The sequence below is a fragment of the Ensifer adhaerens genome, assembly GCF_020035535.1.
Classification (GTDB): Bacteria; Pseudomonadota; Alphaproteobacteria; order Rhizobiales; family Rhizobiaceae; genus Ensifer.
The window spans coordinates 95,361-111,628 of record NZ_CP083350.1 but is presented as its reverse complement, the minus strand read 5'-3'; the positions used below and the strand labels follow the sequence as shown (position 1 = coordinate 111,628).

7 protein-coding genes are annotated in these 16,268 nt (G+C 60.5%); 3 read left to right on the top strand and 4 right to left on the bottom strand.

Annotation, left to right across the window (positions count from 1 at the left end; all coding sequences use genetic code 11):
* Positions 1-86: 86 nt before the first annotated feature.
* Positions 87-7,850, bottom strand: coding sequence for a peroxidase family protein (locus tag LAC81_RS20905; RefSeq protein ID WP_223729144.1), 7,764 nt, complete (start codon positions 7,848-7,850; stop codon positions 87-89).
* 416 nt (positions 7,851-8,266) lie between these two features.
* On the opposite strand from LAC81_RS20905, the gene LAC81_RS20900 reads away from it, so the two are divergent.
* The gene (locus LAC81_RS20900; RefSeq protein ID WP_223729143.1) at positions 8,267-9,742 is read left to right on the top strand and encodes a sensor histidine kinase; all 1,476 of its coding nucleotides are present in this window, start codon (positions 8,267-8,269) and stop codon (positions 9,740-9,742) included.
* Complete coding sequence (locus LAC81_RS20895; protein WP_223729142.1) at positions 9,735-10,400, top strand: response regulator; 666 nt, start codon at positions 9,735-9,737, stop codon at positions 10,398-10,400. Before LAC81_RS20900 ends, LAC81_RS20895 begins: the two co-directional genes overlap by 8 nt.
* 239 nt (positions 10,401-10,639) lie before the next feature.
* On the opposite strand, the gene LAC81_RS20890 is transcribed toward LAC81_RS20895, so the two are convergent.
* Both LAC81_RS20890 and LAC81_RS20885 read right to left on the bottom strand, forming a co-directional pair.
* Entirely contained in the window at positions 10,640-11,311 is a 672-nt protein-coding gene (locus tag LAC81_RS20890; protein WP_223729141.1) for a response regulator, read from the bottom strand.
* Positions 11,312-11,881: 570 nt separating this feature from the next.
* Positions 11,882-12,874, bottom strand: coding sequence for a GNAT family N-acetyltransferase (locus LAC81_RS20885; protein ID WP_223729140.1), 993 nt, complete (start codon positions 12,872-12,874; stop codon positions 11,882-11,884).
* A gap of 488 nt (positions 12,875-13,362) precedes the next feature.
* Here LAC81_RS20885 and LAC81_RS20880 point away from each other — a divergent pair, with 488 nt between their 5' ends.
* Complete coding sequence (locus tag LAC81_RS20880; protein WP_223729139.1) at positions 13,363-14,301, top strand: NAD-dependent epimerase/dehydratase family protein; 939 nt, start codon at positions 13,363-13,365, stop codon at positions 14,299-14,301.
* 92 nt (positions 14,302-14,393) lie between these two features.
* Here the strand turns inward: LAC81_RS20880 and LAC81_RS20875 are convergent, their stop codons facing one another.
* Positions 14,394-16,268 carry a hypothetical protein gene (locus tag LAC81_RS20875; protein WP_223729138.1) on the bottom strand — a complete coding sequence of 625 codons (1,875 nt, stop codon included), beginning with the start codon at positions 16,266-16,268 and terminating at the stop codon, positions 14,394-14,396.

Below are 16,268 nucleotides of genomic sequence, written 5' to 3'. Positions count from 1 at the left end.
TGAGATCCCCTTTTGCCCGCCCGCCCAGTTGTCCGCCCAGCAGACGTCCCGGCCGACCTCGGCCGGCCGGGACCTGTGCGTCATGTTCACGAGACGCCGTTGAAGTCGGCGACCTTGAGGTTGTGGGTGCCGTCGAGCGTCAGTGCGAACTCGGCATCCGGATCGGCATCGACGCTGCCGCGGATCACCGTCACGTCGGCGCCGTCGCGGGTCTCGTGCGTCACCACGATCTGGCCGGCGCCCGTGAGCGTCGTGCCGCTGGAAAGCGTGAAGCCCTGCTTGCCCGCCTGTCCGCCGTTGGCATCGATCGCCGAGAAGTCGATCCGGTCGCCCGGCGAGAAGCCGTAGATCGTGTCGCCATCGGCCGCCGCCACCGAGGTGAAGCGGAAGACGTCGTCACCAAGCCCGCCGTCCATGATGTTGACGGCCGTCGAGGCGGTGATCTCGTCGTGCCCCGAACCGGCGATGATGTTCTCGAAGCCGTAGATCGTGTCGTTGCCGACCTCGGCCCCCACCACCTGGCCGCGGCCCATGAAGCCGTTGCCGAGGTCCACCTTGAGGTTGCCGGTCGCCACCGAATAGTCGAGCGTGTCGACGCCATCGCCGCCCCAGTAGCTGTCCGAGCCGTCGTTGAGCGTGGCCAGCACGATGTCGTCGCCGTCGCCGGCCCAGACCTTGTCGGCCCCCGCACCGCCTTCGATGATGTCGTTGCCGGCATCGCCGTAGATCAGGTCGGCGCCGCCATTGCCGAACAGCATGTCGGCACCGGCCCCGCCATGGACCTCGTCGTCGCCGGACCCGCCCGACGCCACATCGTCGCCGTCGCCGCCACTCAGCACATCGTCGCCATCCTCGCCGCGCAGCACGTCAGCTCCGCCGTCACCCGACAGAATGTCGCTGGACGCCCCGCCAAGCAGGATGTCGGAACCCGCACCCCCCAACAGCACATCCGACGCACCAGTCCCGACAACCGTCCGCGCCGCAACCGGCAACGGCAAACCAGAACCATCACCGTCACCATCATCATCGCCAGAGCCAGCGCCGTCATCGTCATCGTCGTCGTCTTGGTCGTCGTTGACGACGAGGGTCGGCGTATTGCCGCCGAAGGTGATGGAATGAGTGCCGTTCGAGAGTGTCGTGGTGCCGTTGCCGTTGTCGGTTTCCGCGTAGCCGGCGGGGTCGGCGCCTGCCGGAATCTCGATCACGTCCTGGGGACGCAACGCACCGACGATGGTGTCCTGACCGCCATTGCTGCGGAAGACGATGCGGTGCGCCGACGACAGGCTCGATATGTCGATGACATCGTTGCCGTCCGAACCTTCGATGGTGATCGTCGAGTAGTTCAGGCTGGTCGTGTCGAAGTTGCCGATGACCTGGATCGTGTCGCCCTGGCTGGGCCCCTGGTCAGGACCGCCATTGTTGTTGTTGTTGGTTACGTCCAACGTGTTGACGGTAATCTCTTCGATGTTGTCGAGCTCAGCAACGACGGTTTCGACACCACCGACCGTGCGGGTAATCACGATCTCCGTCGACGCCAGGAAGGTAGTATTCAGGTTTGCTGCCAGGTTGGCGTTTTGCCCGGCGGTGACGGCATAGATGCGGAACAGCTCGGCGGCTGCGTTCCCCGACAGGATATAGGTGTCGCTGCCGGCGCCACCGTCGATGGTGTCGCGGCCCTGCGTGCTGCTTTGATTGATGGTGTCGTTGCCGCCACCGGCGAAGATAATGTCGTTGCCTCCGCTGCCATTCAGCGTGTTTGCCGCGTTGTCACCGACCAGAATGTCGTTGCCGTTCCCGCCGTCGATCGATCCGGCGGTGTCGCGCACCACATCGACGTTGGCCGTATCAGTCCCCGTTCCGCGGTAGGTAAAGCTGCCGCCGTTATTGCCATTTCCGTTGCCCGTATCGGTGATCGTCACGCCGCCTGCGCCGAGGGTTGCCGTGAGGCTGCTTGTCTGCGTGATGGCCGAGATCGCCAGCGGGCTGTCGGGATCGATATCGTTGGCAAGCAGGGCCCAATTCGGGATCGTGAACGGGTTGCCGTTGGTCCAGTTCGTCACGATCCGATCGTTGTTTGCGATCATGGGGTCGTCCACCGCAACGACGTTGATCGTCGCCGTCGCCGCCTGGCTGTCGCGGATACCATCATTCACCGTCACCTCGATGGTGCGCGCTGTCGTGGCCGGGGTGTCGGACGAATTGGAGAAGCGAACGGAGTCGATCGCGCGCTGGTAATCGGCGGCGCTCGCCTGACCGGTGAGCAGCAGGACGAATTCGCCGCTGATCACCGCCTGCGAGGCTGCTATGGCGGCGGGGCGGCCATTGGCCGTCGTCGCTGTCAACGTGTCTCCGTCCGCCATGTTCTTCAGCACGATGCGAGCCGACGCGATCGTCTCGCTTGTCGAAATGCCGGAAAGGCTCGAGATGCCGACCGCACCCTGATCTTCCGTGAAGGTGCCGCCCCAACCCGTCGAACCGTCATCGACCGGCGTGGTGTACTCAACATTGACATTGTCGATCCGCACCGTCTCGTTGCTGTTGTTCACGCCACTGAAGACAAAGCGGATCGCCGATGTCGCCGAGAAGGGACCGGTCAGCGCGAAGCTCGGGCCGCCGTTGTTGGAAGCGCCTGTGATCGTCTCAAGTGTGGTGAACGTGATGCCGTCGCTCGAGAACTGCACCTGCAGGGTCTCGCCGTTGTCCAGGCCGCTTTCTTCGTAATCGAAGCGCAGCGTCGCAGTGCCGGCGCCAACCATGGAAAGATCGACCGTCCGGGTGATCGTGGCTCCGGGTGGGGTCGAGCCGGCTCCGGTATCCTGGCGGAATTCGAGCTGTCCACCACTGATGCGAATTTCGCCCGTGGTTGCCGCATTGCCCGCACGGTCGCCAGCTTCTATCCATGGCGTGGTCCAGGCTGCCGATCCGTTGGAGTTGGCGTAATTCGCCGAACCGAATGCATCACGGTAGTTTGCACTGTCAAACGCATGCAGGTCGATGGAAGGGCCGCGAAGGTCCAGCACCCGATCGGCAAACTGAATGCGTTCGATGTTGAAGAGGCGGTCTGTCCCCTCGGATTCGAGGTTGCGGCCGGTTGCCGGGTCGATGATGCCGACGGTCGGGTTGACGTGGGCGACCGTCACGCTGCCGTCCGCGTTGTAGGTGATCTCGTAATTCTCGAAGTTGTCGTAATAGACGGCCGTGTCGATATCGCCTTCCTTGCCGCCGTCGAGGATCTCTCGGACGACCTGCAACTGGCTCGGCTTGATCTCGCCGGAGAACAGGCGGCTCTGAATTTGGGCGATCGAGTCGATGCTGAAAGCAGACCATCCCTGGCCTTCACGCGGCGTGACGAGGATGCGTACGTTGAGCCACTTGTCGCCGTCGATGATGTCGTTGCCGCCCATGCCGCGGATCATGTCCGAGCCGCCGCCGCCAAGGATGATGTCCGAGCCGTCGGACGTATCCATGACCGCGATCTCCCTTGCTCCCGCGGGATTGATCGGAAGGCCATTGGCATCGAGATTGTGCGGATTGTAGAGGTCGAAGCGCGGGAGGTGGGCGACCAGCTCCCGCAGGCCTGCGATCCGGTCGACGTTCTTTTCGAGCAGCGCGTTGGAGAAGCTCTCGATCGGTGCGTCGGCATCGACCTGGGAGGCGTTTCCGTTCGGATCGTACCCGCCGATGACCACGTCGCGGCCGGTGAGGGTGTCGTTGCGGTCCCAGCCGGAAAGTCCTTCGACCAGGTCATAGCGGTCGCGGAGGATGTTGTTCTGTTGGTTGACGAAGATGCTGATGTTCATGTTTGCATCGGCGTCGTAGTTGTTGTTCTTGAACGTCGTCCAGTCGAAGCCGGCCATGCCGTTCGAACGGTTGATGCCGATACCCTGAACCATGATGTCGTCGCCGGATTCGGCGTCGAAGTCGGTATCGTTCTCGCCGGCGATCATCACGTCATGGCCGATGATGCGCGAGTTGAAGAACAGTTCAGAGTTATCGCCGGTAAGCGTCGTCATGTTGCCCTGGGCTTCCATCCAGTCGTCGCCCTCGTTGCCGAGGATGGCGCCGCCACCACCGGTGGGCGCGCGGATGAAGTCGTTGCCCTGACCGCCCGAAAGCGTCTTCTGATCCTCGCCGCCGGCAAGCACGTCGTTGCCGTCACCACCGAAGATCAGATCCAGGCCCATGCCGCCATTGATGACGTCGTCGCCACCCTCGCCCTTGATCACGTCGCTGGCGCCAATGTCGGTTCCGCTATCGGTGATGATATCGTCGCCGTCGCCGCCGTGCAGATGGTCGACACCGAAGCCACCCTCGATACGGTCATCGCCGCCTTCGCCCCAGATCGTGTCGTCGCCAGCGCCGCCGATCAGGGTTTCGCCGGCATTCGTGCCGCCGAGCACCACGTGTTCCTCGCCGGTGAAGCGGAGATAGTTCGTGCCGCGAATGACGAGGGAGTCGGTGCCCGTGACAGCAGAGATCACATCCGCCTCACGGGTCGGATCCGCACTGCCGAGCCCGTGGTTCCACTGTTTGGACTGGTCCATCGTGATGACGTAGTCGGCAGTTTGGAAGGCCGAGCCGTTGATGTGAAGACCGCTGTCCTCGGTGTCGGTGTTGCGGCGGATGAGATCGGCGAAGCTGTCTGCCTCGAGTTCGTTGAGCAGGTTCTGCCCTTGCGTGCGGCTGAGATAATAGAAACGGTCACCGTTCTGGAGGTTCTGGATCTGCAGCTCGAAGACGAAGGTGAAGGTCGAGCCCAACATGCCGCCGAAGGGCATCAGCGCCTCGGCGAGGCCGCCAATCCAGAAGTCCACCTTGTTGAGACCGGTTTCGCGCGTTGCCCATGTGCCGGTCGAATTCAGATAGTCGAGCCGCGCCTGGCGCTCCGCTTGTGTTTCGCCGGCAGCGCCGAAGACGAGTTCCCAGGCGGCGTCGCGCTTGGCGTCGGCTGTGGTTGCGGCGAGGATCGTTTCATGCGTGCCGTAGGCGGCGATGAAGTTGACGATCGAGAGCGGGTTCTTGATGTGCAGGGCGAAATCGGCCCAGCTCTCGTAGGGCTTGAGGTAGCTGTCGTTCGTCTGTTCGTAGATCTGGCGCCGTGCCTCGTTGAGCGAGGGGATGCCGGTTTCGCGAGCACGGGCGATGTTGACCGTGGCCAGATCGAGCGGCAGGCCGACGAGGTTGTTGCGCAACGCGCTGGTCATGAACTCGTCGATCTCGTTGCCGACCTGCTGGGTCATGCCACGGATGATGGCGCCGGAGGCAGCATGGGCATCGACACCGGCGTTGTTGAAGGCCATCGGGTTGAGGAAGGCATCGATCAGGCCGATTTCTTCAGGCGTCGCCGCTCCCTGGGCGCTGAGCTTCAGCATCTCGACGTTTTCATTGAGCATCGAGTGGCCGAAGCGATAGACGACCTGGGCGAACTCCTCGAAAATCGCGCCGTCGATTTCGACGGAATGCGAGAACACGAAGGCATCGATCTGCGGGGCGACGGCGCGAACGAACTCCTCGAAGACGAGATGCTGATAGACCATCTCCGTCGAGAAGCGTGCCGCCTGGAAGAGACGCTCGCCGTCCCATACGAGGCCAGCAGAACTGGTCGGGAACGTGGTCACGTCGACCAGCAGCCACTCGTTGAGCAGCACCAGGTCCCCTTCGGCGAGCACCGTCGCCTTGATGGCGCTGACCTGACGGTTGTGTTCGCTGTGGAAGACGGAATGGGTCGCCGTCAGCGCGATGTTCTCGTTGCCGCGACCATCGCCGACGACGAAGTGGGCATCGAGCAGTTCGTCGTCATAGGTGACGTTGACGCCGAAGGCGTTCGGAAGGATCGGGTTGCCGGCAACGTCGTCTGAATCCGGCAGCACGGCGACCGGCGCCGTCGCCGGGTTTCGGTCGTGATCCACCGGTCCGCTCGGTACGGCGCTGTGAGCGATGTCGTTAAGGAAGGCGCGTCCCGCGCTGAGGGCCGTCACGGCATCGATCGGGTTCGCAATGTTACCCTCGACAGGTCCCGTGGCGGTCATCATCAGCGGCAGGCCGTTGGGTCCGCGCACGAATTCGCCGTAGAGGTCCGTGACCAGGAGTGGCACGCTATGCACGTTCATGTCGCTCAGTTCGATGCCGAGCAGGTCTCTTGCCTGGTTCTTGATGTCGGCCCAGGTCGGCGGTCCACCGGTAGCGCCCTGCAGCATCTCGCCGGTTGCCAGGGGCTTGCCTTCCACGAGCACATACTGGCGCAGGAAGACCTGGTGCGACGGGTTGGACGTGTAGACCTGGTTGAGATCGATCCACGGCGTGGTCTCGTTGCGGTGATCGCGGATGTCGTCGGGCGTCCCGAGTTGTCCATCCGGGCCGGCCTCATTCGTTGCGCGAGTGAGGATCATGAAGTTGGTCGGGCTACCCGCGACATAGAGCGGATCGTCCGGCTGCAGGGGGATGATGACGTTGCCGCTGCCTCCCTTCGAGGTCAGGTCGAGGCCGTGGTCGAAGAACTGACCGAAAATAGTCATGAACCCGTTGAACGAGGCCGTGTCGCCAAGGTCGGCTGCGATGTTCTTGATGAAGACGTTGTCACCATCCATCGTCACACCATGAGAGGAAAGCTCGTCGATGACGGCGGCATCGGCGGCCTCCGCTAACGCTTGTGCGGCTTCGGTTGCGCCGTCTCCCGTCAGGATTGCTTCGCGCGCCGCAACGGCTTCATTCAGGTTGGTCGTCGCTTCTGCCAGATCGCTTGCCGCAGCGCTCAACGTTGCGTCGGCGCTCGCAAGCGCAGCAGTGGCGCTTGCGGCAGCGCTCTGGGCGCTTTCCACAGCGCTGGTCAATGTCTGCTGTTCGGCAATGGTGTCCTGCAAGGTGGCGACAGCAGTCGCATGTTCAGCCTGTGCGGCCGTGAGCGCAGCCGAAGCATCCTCTAGGTTCTCGACCGACAGAGCGTAGGCGATTTGCGCGTCTTCTCGGGCATCAACAGCGGCTTGGTAGAGCGCGCTGTTTTGGGGCGTCGGAGCGTTCTGGAACGCCGTAAGGGCAGCGCCCTCTGCCTGCTGGGCCAATGCGAGATTGGCAAAGGCGATGTTGCGTGCATCCGTTGCGTCGGACACTGTCGACGCTGCAGCCTGGCTGGCTGCAAGTGCTGTGGCAGCCGCCGCCTGGGCACTTGCGACCGCAGGAGCATGTGCGTCGCGTGCGGCGATTGCCGAGGCCAAGGCGGCATTGGCGCTTGCGAGTGCCTGCGTTGCTCCCGACTGTGAGGCCACAGCCGCATCATACGTCGCCTGTGCCGATGTCTGCGCCGCCTGCGCATTGGCGACGACGACATCGGCGGCGGCGGCCGCCGCATCGGCATTCGCCGCCGCATTTGCTACGGCGGCATGCGCTGCGCGTGCCGCTGCCTGAAGGTCCATGACGGTGCGAACGATGCTGAGTGCTTCCGCGCCCTTGATATCGAGGGAAGCAAGCGCAGCAGCGATTGCCGCGGGGTTGTTCAAAGACTGGTCGGCAACGATGTTGGAGATCAACCGCGGCTGGCTGTCGTAAACCGAACCAGTCGGATCGGCATAGCTGGTCTGCTGCCCGTTCCGGGGGTTGATCTCGGCCGGCGCATAGTTCGGCGTCAGCAGCCGCACCATCGTTTGATCCGATGAGCCGAGATGCGTCATGTTTGGCTGGAAGTTGTTGAACGAGCCGTCGACCGTGCGAAGGCCGTATGGAAGGAGCGGGTTGGAAACAAGCTCTGCAAGGGCAACGCGCGGATCGGCGCCGCCGTCGATGGCTGCCGTGTGAGCCTCTGCGATCTTGATTTGCTTCAGGATGAAGTCGAGATCGTTCCGGTTGAGCTTTACCATTTTTCCCTCCATCGGCGCATCGCGAAGCCGCGGCCGCCCGTTTCAAACAAAGTTCCACCGTCCGACGGCGAGGCTGTCCCCCCGGCGCGCCGGTTGCTGTGTTCCGGACTGCCCGGTTCGTGAGCCACGGGCATTTCTGCTGATGCTTGTATGGTGGGCGCAGAAGCCCAGGAAAGAAACGTCGCAAGGTCGGACGAGATTGCCGACGAAGGGCGGAGCGCATTTCCGACTTGCGGACGCGGCATTTGTGGCATTGGACCAATAGAAAAGCTGGACCTAGGTCCAGTTCTTCTTTGGACCCTGGATATTAACTGGGCAAGGTCTTTCAATTTTGCGGAATAATGCCATCATCTCCGCGGCGGCTCGGTTGGGACATTGCGTTTCCGCCGCAGCAATCCGAGAGGAAACCGCGCAGCGTGACTGAGCATTCACGGGGCATTTCGCACGAGATCGCCGTGCCGGCGAAGCCGGCGGTCATGGTCCGTCGTCGCTTGCTGCCGCCGCTGCGGGAATGGTTTGGTCGGCAGACTCTCTCCGTGCAGTTCCTGCTCGCAAGCAGCGTGTTGATCCTGCTGGTCGCCGGGGTCTCCGGCTACCTCATTTCCCGCGAAGTTTCCCAGAATGCAGCGGGCGATCGCGCCGCGGCGACGGCACTCTTCATGCAAAGCATACTCGAGCCGGTCGGAAACGAGTTGGCCCGGGCGGGGGAGCTTTCTCCGGAGCGCCGCGCGCGCCTCGACCAGCTCTTTGCCGAGCCGCAGTTCAAGGGCCGCTTTCCCTATTTCGAATTGTGGTTGCCGGATGCCACGGTCGCCTATTCCACCTCCAAGGAGCTGATCGGTCGCCGGTTCAATCCGCCGCCGGGGCTCGTTCAGGCGCTGCGCGGCGACGTCGCGGCCGATTACGCGGATTTGACGGCAAGCGAGCACACGCTTCGAAGCCTCAACGCCCGCTATCTCGAAATCTATAGCCCCGTACGCCGGGCCGACACGGGGGAAGTCGTTGCCGTCGCGGAAATACACGAGGATACGGACATCCTGCATTGGGAGATCTTCAAGGTTCGCCTGATCGGTTGGACGGTGGTTGCGGGCGCCTCCACCCTGATCATGCTCGGCCTGTTCGGCATAGTGCATCGCGGCAGCGCGACGATCGAGCAGCAACGCCTCCGGCTGGAGCAACGCGCCGAGGAGGCCGAGCGGGTCTCCGAGGAAGTCCGGGTGCTGCGCGATCGCGCAAGGATTGCCTCCTTACGAATGACGGATTTCAACGAGCGGCTTACGCGCGGAATTGGCGCCGACCTGCACGATGGTCCGGCGCAGTTGATCGGCTTTGCCGTTTTGCAGATGGAGCCGGTACGCCTGGCACGGTCCAAGGCCGAGCGCGACGAGGCTCTGAATGTGATCGGAGGGACGCTTGAAGAGACCTTGAAGGAAATCCGCCTGATCGCGCGGTCGTTGCTCTTGCCGGATATCGAGCGCCTAGACCTCGATCAGGTCATCGCTCGGGCCACAAGACTTCATGAAGCGCGGACTGGAACCCAAGTCGATATCGAAGCCAGCGGCAGCAAGTTGACGTTGCCGGCGGTCATCAAGACCTGCGTCTACCGTTTCGTGCAGGAAGGCCTGAACAATGCCTACCGCCACGCTGGCGGGCAGGGGCAGGCAGTCCGCTGTCGCGTCGACGGCGCGACCCTGGTGCTCAGTGTTTCGGATCGCGGCCGCCAGTCGGGTGACGGGCATTCTGCCGAAAAGCCGGGTGGCGGGGGCCTGGGTATCCACGGCCTGCAGCAAAGGGTCGAAAGCCTCGGCGGTACATTAAATTTCATCCAGCGGCAGAACGGTGCGGAACTCAAGATGACGCTGGATCTCGGAGGAGGAATACTCGATGGGTGAACCCACGTCGGTTATCGTCGTCGATGATCACGCGCTCTTTCGAATGGGCGTGCTACAGGCACTCGGGTTGCAGAAACATTTTGCCGTGGTCGGCGAGGGCGCCTCGAAGGACGAGGCGCTCCGGCTCGTCGAAAAACTGCTGCCTGATGTGGCGCTGCTCGACATTTCCATGCCCGGCAACGGGATCGATGCGGCGCGCGAAATCTCCACGCGTTGGCCCGAGACGAAAGTCGTGATGCTGACGGTTTCGGAGGAAGACGACGACGTGCTGGAGGCGCTCGATGCTGGAGCGGCGGGTTATGTGCTGAAGGGCGCGCCTGCACCCGACTTGATTGCGGCGATCTCGACCGTTGCCGAGGGGCAGGCATATCTTTCGCCTGCGCTTGGCATGCGCCTCTTCGGCGTCATTCGCAATCGCACCGAAGGACACAGGGTGGAACGGCTGATCGACAAGCTGACGCCGAAGGAGGCAATTGTCTTCCGCTTGCTCGGGCGCGGTTGCACCAATCGGACGATCGCCGAGGAAATGGACGTGCAGGTCAAGACGGTGAAATTCCATGTCGGCCGCCTGCTCGCGAAACTCGGTGCAAAGAACCGCGTCGAGGCGGCCCTCTTGGCACAGCGTCACTTGAAGCTTTCGTCAAATCGCAAAGCCTGAGACAGGCACTGGCCGGCCAATGCGTACGATCCCGGGGCAATGGGACGGTCGTGACGGCCCTCTTGCCGCCGGTCATGGCAATGGGGGACGCCGGCGGCTTTTGGGATTGTCCGCCCAATCCTTGAAAAGGGGGGAGGCTTCTGTCCGGGTGACGGAGGGGCGAGGCGGCGCTCGCTGGCGTAGAACGGCGCAGCCGGTATCGAGCGTCGGCCCGCCGATCCATGCGAGGGTAGGGCGCTTTAGTTGATCCGTCCGCGATCGACAGTACCGTCCGGCAGAACTTCGAGGCGTTGGGCCGCCAGCACCACTTCCAGCCGGTTCCTCACGTCGAGTTTCTGCATCAGCAATGTCATGTAGTGCTTGACGGTCTTTTCGCTGATATCAAGACATCTGGCGATTTCGCGATTGGTGCTGCCGCGCATCAGGTGACGGACAATCTGTTCTTCGCGCAAACTCAGCCGCTGTTGCGCCTGCTTGCGTCGGCGCAGTTCCGCGGTCTTCATCGCCATGATGACTTTGGTGGCAAAGCCCGCGGTGATGAATGTGTCGCCATCGTAGACCGTGCGTATCGCTTGATGCAGATCGCTAGCGGAACTGCCTTTGAGCACGTAGCCTGCGACGCCTTGGTTCAGCACCTGGATCGCCGTTTCGATGCTCGAATTCGCTGTGAAGACGATGATCCGCGTCCCCTGATATTTCTGTGCAATCACCTCGATGGCGGCAACTGTGTCGCCCGGCATGCTCAGGTCGAGCACGAGGACATGGGGTGAATGTTCTTCGACGATCTTTAAAGCGTCGACCGCATTCTCGCCCTTGGCGACGATATTGAGATCGCTTTTCCCGGAGTATAAGCTGACCAGCCCTTCAAGTAATATCGGATGGTCGTCGACAAATGCGACTGAAATAGACATATTTTTTGCTCTCCGACGGCAATTTGTAAATTATCAACCCTACGATGCAGAGAGACGACTTCCATGCGATCGATATATTGGTCGTACATGCTGTATGGAACGCTGAAATATAAATTCGTACTCAAAGTATTGATATCGAATACATTGAACGGCTAGGCGTAGACGAAGTCGATTTTCTTTTTCGGTATGCCCTCCAGCGCGCCCGATACGCCGATAATTCGATGGAGACCGCCGCTTATCGCTGCCCCCTAAATTATAGTAGTGCAATAGAGGTGCGTTTTAAAGTGCACGCTTAAGAAACGGTTAATTTGCAGGTTCCATCTGGAGATGCCGCTGCCGTCTCCTGTTAGATAGTGAACCACCAAAAATATGGACGTGCCGCCATCTATGACACCGCGCGTGCTATCTCGCGCGGAAAAGGTCGCTGCCGTATCTAGATTTGCTGCTTGCTCAAGCGGCGGGTACTCGCGCGCAAACCGCAAACACCTGATCGGCGTCCATCCCAGGCCTCCAGTGCCACGGACCGTATTGAATTCGGTGCGCACCTTTGATGGGGAGAGGAACGTAGATTCAGTCCTTGAAGCCGATCGCTCTCTTAACGCCCGACTTGAGTAGTTTTTCGGCCTGAGAAATCGGGAGCCGCTCGATAAATATCTCGGAGTAATCGTAGTGCGTCGCTCCGAAACGCTCCTTGAAATGTGAAAGCGATGCCGAATTGCCGCTCTCGCCGAGGTGATAGTAACGACAGCCCGTCCGACACGCGTCTTCGATTGAGAGTTTTTGGAGAAGATCGTTGGCGCGAGACGTTCCCAATGCAACTCGGTCGATTGCGCCCCGGGCGTCATTCACGTTTCTTCCCATCAAAACGAGGGATGCCGCGACCGGTTGCCCATTCACCCATGCTGCCCAGACCTTGCAGTTCGCACCGAGCGCCTCCTGGATTTGATAGAGCTTTTTGATGGGATCTCGCCTGCCAAAGCGGAACTTCGCTAGCCAGAGCGGTTCGTTTTGCTGTTCAGCCCACCGCTTGACGGACCTCTCAAGCAAGTTGTGAAGGAGGGGGATTAGTTCGCCGTTGCTGCTGCTTTTTACGATGACGGCCTCTCGCTCGGCTTTGCGAATACTGACCCTTGTCGCTTTGGTGAAGAGCTTGCCATAGACGTGGTCGAACCCTTCCTTCAGATCGATCACATGGGCACGGCGCGGTTTCATCATCAGACCCAGGCCGTGCGCCGCTTCGGACCACCGTTTACCCTGCAAAGGGTTCGGCCTGACCCGAATGCTGAGGAAACGCAATGCCATGAGGTCCTTCAGTACCTCCCTGAGGTGGCGGATGGCTGTGTTGTCGCAGCACACCGCCCCTCCCATTCCGCAACCATCGGGATAAGAACCCGCAACAAGGTCCACCGGACCTATGGCCGTCGTGGTTACGAGCGGAACTATAACCTGGCAACCGTCTTCGAATACGTAGTAGCGGCTGATATCTTTGAACTTGCCCTCAGCGCAAATCGCCTTGTTCCACTCCGGCGATTGATAGGGCATCGCCTCGTGGTCACGCGTCATCAATTGCTTCCAGGCGTCACGCGGCGCAGGGCTGGTGACCCGGTAGCAAATAGTTGACGTAATCCGATCATCAGGAGTGTATTGCATTGGCCCTACACAAGAAAATTGGACTCTTAAGATCGAGAAATTCAAATAATTCAAATATCTGATGCGAGGTCTGACGTAGAGGAACGGCCAGCGAATAAACTAACAGCCCGGAAGTCTTTGCGGTTGGGTAAACTTAGGCATTATATATATTACGCATGTTTTAATTTATGAAAAGGCCCCCCCTGCCCATAATCTCGCCGGCGTTGTGTCTTCTCACGGGTGGAGAACGCCTACGGACATCAGTGGCTTGACTGCACGACCGCGAGAATAAAGGATTGAGCTGACGTGTAACGAGTTTCGGTCACCTGGCGGCCAGCAGCGGCGCTGCCCGTTTCCATTGGCTCGTGTGTGTGCTCTTGCTTTGCATTGTGTCTGGACAACTCTAGCCGGGACGAAATGTCATGAGTGGAAACGGCTTCGAAACGATCTTGGTGACCGGCGGAGCCGGGTTCATTGGTGCGCATCTCGCGCGGCGATTGTTGGAAACTGGTCGTCAGGTTGTGGTCCTAGACGATCTAAGCTCAGGAAAGCAGGACAATGTACCCCCGGCCGCCACCTTCATCAAAGGCTCTGTACTGGATATGGAGGCCGTTCGTGAGGCGCTTGCCTTGGTTGATGCCTGTATCCACTTGGCGGCGGTCGCTTCGGTCGAAAGGTGCAACCAGCAACTAACGTCTTCTCATGCAGTCAACATAACCGGGTTCTTAAACCTCGTTGAGGCAATTGCGAATTCCGGTACCAAGCAGCCGCTTGTCTATGCCTCTTCGGCCGCCGTCTATGGGGCCAGCCAAAGCCTGCCGCTTTCTGAAGAGGGAAGGTGCGTTCCTCTGTCACCCTACGGTGCCGACAAATTCTCATGCGAGTTGCACGCCCGCGCTGCCTATGAAGTCTACGGCATTTCGACGACAGGCCTTCGTTTCTTCAACGTCTTCGGGCCGGGCCAGGATCCGCGGTCGCCCTATTCTGGGGTGATCACCAAGTTTGCGCAAAGGCTGAGCAGAGACGAAAATATCGTGATCTATGGCGACGGCACGCAGACACGCGATTTCGTTTACGTCGAAGATGTGGTTGAAGCGCTTATCCGCTCGGTGGAGCGCCCTCCCGTTGGTGCCCGGGTCTTGAACGTTTGCAGTGGTGTAGAGACGTCGATTAATGATCTCGCACGAATAATGATCGAAGAGACGAAATCTGGTTGCGGTATCGACTACGTCGACGGCCTGCTCGGCGAAGTTAGGCGATCCCAAGGGTGCGTGCGGGCATTTCAAGAGGCGCTCGACTATCGATGCCGAACGGATCTTCGCGTTGGATTGGCACAGTTGCTGGCGCCGGATCGGCGATAGCTTGCCGTGACGTCACGGCGATCGCAGCGCCCACCATTGAACCGAACGCCAGTAGACTGGCCGGCTGTGACCGGGACCTATCCGGCCGGCGGCTAGTGATACCGATTACCAAGGGCACTACCATCGGCCGTCGCGGGCAGGAGCCGAAAAATTTTCGCATTCGCGGATGCCCGCACCAGCTTGAAACGAGACGACATAAGTAAATCTTGCTCGATGCGATCGAAGTCACCCGGCCGCATTTGCCCGTTGGCCTCCAGGGAGGCCTTCTGGCTGCGCGTCAAAATTACATAGGCGTCGCGCCAGCGTGGATTGTCCATCCAGCGCAAAAAGACACTGGACGGGTTGGCGATGATTTCTTTTCGAGTGGCTTCGGATTCCAGTGCGATCGCCAAATAGTAGAAGTTTTCGTAGTTCATGAACTGCGAGGGGTAGCTACGCGAGCCCTCGATGAGGAGTGTATCTTCCGGAGCCGAACGGTAGAGCCATTCAGCCACCGCGACCTCATCCTGCGCAAAGCGGTACTCGCGATCCTTGCCGTTGTTCGCAAACAGGAAGCCGACGGTTGAAAGTAAGAGAATAGCGGCAAGTGGTGCAAAGACATAAGCCGGGGTCCCCGCCCGCGCTGACGGAAAGAACGCTGTGGCGGCGAAGAAGGCGAGGAAGGGCGATGCGAAGAGATAAACACGGAAAATCGACTCTCCGCCATACGCTACGGCGATAAGCGGCATTGGTGAGAGCAGGAGTGCTGCGGCAGTGAGGTCCCAGTGACCATTCAGCAGCCGGCGCAATCCGCCCAGAAGCGCAAAGACAATGACACCTGCCGACAGCGCGCGCCCGAACAGGACGACCCAAGCACGATCGGCACTCACGTCGGCCACGTTCGCCAGCTTGCTCGTCGCTTCAGCAAGGGTCCCCATGCTGGCCAGTTCGCTCAATATTTGTTCGTAGACGAAAGGGGCCGCGGGCCAGAGAAGCCACAAGACTTCAGTGATGATAGCAAAGATCAGATAGGCGGGCGAAAGCCATCCGAGCACGGTTAAAGCTGCCGCGGCAAGGATAATCATGAGAGGCGTCAACTGATGCGTGACCACGATGACGGAAATAAGTGTCATGGCGAGCAGGGCCGAAAGCGCACGGGTTAACCGACCACCCGTCCAAGACGGCAGGCCGCCGGGCAGTGCGGGCGGGCCGAGCACATTCAGAAAGCGAGGTCTTCGCGCCGCCCATGTTGTTTCGTTTTTGCGCAGTGGGCCAAGAAACAGACCGATGAGAATGAGGTAACAAAGAAATGTGACGCCTTGGGGCGAGAAGTAATCCTGGCCCACCCAGTTGGCTGCGACGAATAACCAGCAGGCCGTCAGTTGAAGGCGGCGGTCCGCCGACAGTCTTTTGACCACTTGCAGGAACGCTCCGACAAGGCCGAGCGTCAGGACAGGTGGGGTAAAACTCACAATTGGCGCGAGATCGACTGATCTCAGGCCGAAGCGGTCGGCAAGCCAAGCTGTTGCCGCGAAAAGCCCAGGCCAATTGTGATAGGCTGCAAGAAATGACGCATTTCGGTCAACGGCATCATAACGTTGTATGTAATCGATAACGCCCAGATGCTTCCAGGCCCAAGAATAACGCAACGTTCCGTACACGATCGGCGGCGTACCGTGCAGGATAATAACCAGCGTCATCAGATAGAGAATGGGCAACGGGCCGCGCGTTCGTCCCCCGCAAACCAACCAGGCAAAACCGGCTGCAAGCAACGTTAGTGAAAGAAAAAAGCTTCGTGGCAGAACCGATACCAACCCGACGTCGGTCATGCGGTCGGGGTCTATCGCAGGCAGCGACACCGTCCAGAGAAGGAGTGTCGCGGAGAGTATAGCGGTCAGGGCCACATCATATCGCCCGGCAGGCCGTCGCGATACTGCTTCCACTCCTGTGTTGGAGGCAATGTCTTCGACGTTAGCAAGGACGGTCAT

Coding starts and splice junctions, on each gene's coding strand:
- LAC81_RS20905 (WP_223729144.1), bottom strand. CDS start 7,850: ATGGTAAAGCTCAACCGGAACGATCTCGACTTCATCCTGAAGCAAATC.
- LAC81_RS20895 (WP_223729142.1), top strand. CDS start 9,735: ATGGGTGAACCCACGTCGGTTATCGTCGTCGATGATCACGCGCTCTTT.
- LAC81_RS20890 (WP_223729141.1), bottom strand. CDS start 11,311: ATGTCTATTTCAGTCGCATTTGTCGACGACCATCCGATATTACTTGAA.
- LAC81_RS20885 (WP_223729140.1), bottom strand. CDS start 12,874: ATGACGCGTGACCACGAGGCGATGCCCTATCAATCGCCGGAGTGGAAC.
- LAC81_RS20880 (WP_223729139.1), top strand. CDS start 13,363: ATGAGTGGAAACGGCTTCGAAACGATCTTGGTGACCGGCGGAGCCGGG.
- LAC81_RS20875 (WP_223729138.1), bottom strand. CDS start 16,268: ATGACCGTCCTTGCTAACGTCGAAGACATTGCCTCCAACACAGGAGTG.